The sequence below is a fragment of the Kitasatospora sp. NPDC036755 genome (genome assembly GCF_040636595.1).
In the GTDB taxonomy this organism is placed as follows: Bacteria; Actinomycetota; Actinomycetes; order Streptomycetales; family Streptomycetaceae; genus Kitasatospora.
On sequence record NZ_JBEZUT010000620.1, the window covers coordinates 1 to 2,057 of the forward strand.

Sequence of the window (2,057 nt, forward strand, 5' to 3'; positions counted from 1 at the left end):
GACGCGCTCGGCCAGCTGGAGTTCCGCTACGCCGCGGACGCCGACCAGTTCCTCACCATCGCCAAGTTCCGTGCCGCCCTGCCGCCCCGGCCCCGGGTCCGCACGCCGGAACCCGTCGGAAGGGGCCGGACGGCGGTTCGAAAACACTCGCCGGAGCCGGGTTTCCGTGCCAACATGCCCCATATGGGGACGATTCTGCACGGCACCTTGGTCACGCTCCGCCCGGCCACCGGCGAGGACATTCCGGCACTGGCGGCCATCCGCGGAACGCCCGAGGTGTTCTCCCGCTGGCGGGGCGGCGACGACCTGGCCGGCGAGGTCGCCAACGACCTGGAGTCGCCCGGCACCGAGACCTTCGCGATCGACCTCGGCGGCAAGGTGGTCGGCGCCATCCAGTGGTACGCCAACAACGACGACGAGTACCGGCACGCCGGGATGGACCTCTACCTCGACCCGACGGTGCACGGCCTCGGCCTCGGCACCGACGCGGTGCGCACGATGGCCCGGTACCTCGTGCACGAGCACCACTACCACCGGCTGGTGATCGACCCGGCCGCGGACAACCTCGCCGCGATCCGCTGCTACACCAAGGTCGGCTTCCGCACCGTCGGCACCATGCGCCAGTACGAGCGCGGCGCGGACGGCAGCTGGCACGACAACCTGCTGATGGACCTGCTCGCGGACGAACTGCTCGAAGACTGAGGGGGGTGGCGCGCCGGCCCGGGCGGCAGGCCCGCCCCACGCCCGGGCCCGGTGCCGGACCCGGCCCGTGCCGCCCGTCAGCCCCGCTCCACCGCCGGCGCGCAGCCGCAGGAGCGCCGGACCACCAGCCGGGCCGGGAAGGTGCGGGCGCCCCGGGCACGGCGCTCCGGCCCGCCCAGGACGAGTTCCACCGCGGCCCGGGCCATCTCGTCCTGCGCCGTGGTGACGGTCGTCAGCGCGGGCCCGGCGATCACCGCTTCGGCGATGTCGTCGAAGCCGGCCACCGCGAGGTCCTCCGGCACCCGTATGCCGAGGTCGTCGGCGGCCCGCAGCAGGCCGATCGCCTGGTCGTCCGTCGCGCAGAACACGGCGGCGGGCCGGTCGGGCCGGGCCAGCAGGGCGAGCGCCTCGGCGTGCGCCCGGACCCGGTCGAACGGCGCCGGGGTGAGCCGTCCGGCGGTGGACAGCCCGGCCTCCTCCATCGCGGCGACCCAGCCGGCCGTCCGCCCGGTGACCGGGTCGTGCGGGCTGAGCGCGAGGGTGCCGCCGAAGCAGTGCACCTCGGTGTGCCCGTGCCCGAGCAGGTGGCGGACCACCTCGCGGGCGCCGCCCTCGTCGTCCGCGACCACGGCGACGCCCTCGGTGGTCTCCGTCCGGTGGTGCAGCAGCACCACGGGGGTGCCGTCGGCCACGTCGAAACCGGTCAGCCCGGGGGTGGCCGGGTCCTGGGTGACCAGGATCAGACCGTCCACCTGCATCCCGAGGAAGGCGCGGATGTAGTGCGCCTCGCGCTCGTCGGCGTAGTCGGAGTTGCCGATCAGCAGCAGTCGGCCGTGCTCTGCGGCGGCCTGCTCGACGGCGTGCGCGAGCCCGGCGAAGAAGGGCTGGCGGGCGTCCGGGACGACCATCCCGAGCAGGTCGGTCCGCCGTCGGGCCATCGCCTGGGCGACCCGGTTCGGCCGGTAGCCGAGCTCCTCGACCGCCGCGAGCACCCGCGCCCGGGTCGCGGCCGCCACCGGTCGCGGTCCGTCGTTGATCACATAACTCACGACCGCCGTGGACGTCCCCGCCACCCGCGCCACATCGTCCCGCGTCACCCTCGCCATGACCGTTGAGCCTACACAGCCCCTCCGACCAGCGTATTTGTCGAGTCTCCGGCGGCGCCACCGTCCGTTCACCCGCCCGTGCGGCCGGGCCCGCGCCCCGATCGGCCGCCTGCGGTTGCGCCCCGGCCGCGCCCACCCGGAGGGTGGCTGGACAGGCGGCCCCCGGAGCCGCCACCGCCGAGCGTGGGAGCAGGCCGATGAGCGCGCCGCCGCACCGGCGGGCCGTCCGGCGCGCACGCCCGGCGGCCC

At 75.5% G+C, this 2,057-nt stretch carries 2 protein-coding genes; one reads left to right on the forward strand and one right to left on the reverse strand.

Annotated elements, in window-relative coordinates; genetic code table 11:
- The coding region (locus AB0E96_RS40595) for a GNAT family N-acetyltransferase (protein ID WP_359831805.1) at positions 1–702 on the forward strand (702 nt) is incomplete at its 5' end.
- A gap of 77 nt (positions 703–779) precedes the next feature.
- Here AB0E96_RS40595 and AB0E96_RS40600 read toward each other — a convergent pair.
- Positions 780–1,808 carry a LacI family DNA-binding transcriptional regulator gene (locus tag AB0E96_RS40600; RefSeq protein ID WP_359831807.1) on the reverse strand — a complete coding sequence of 343 codons (1,029 nt, stop codon included), beginning with the start codon at positions 1,806–1,808 and terminating at the stop codon, positions 780–782.
- Positions 1,809–2,057: the final 249 nt, after the last annotated feature.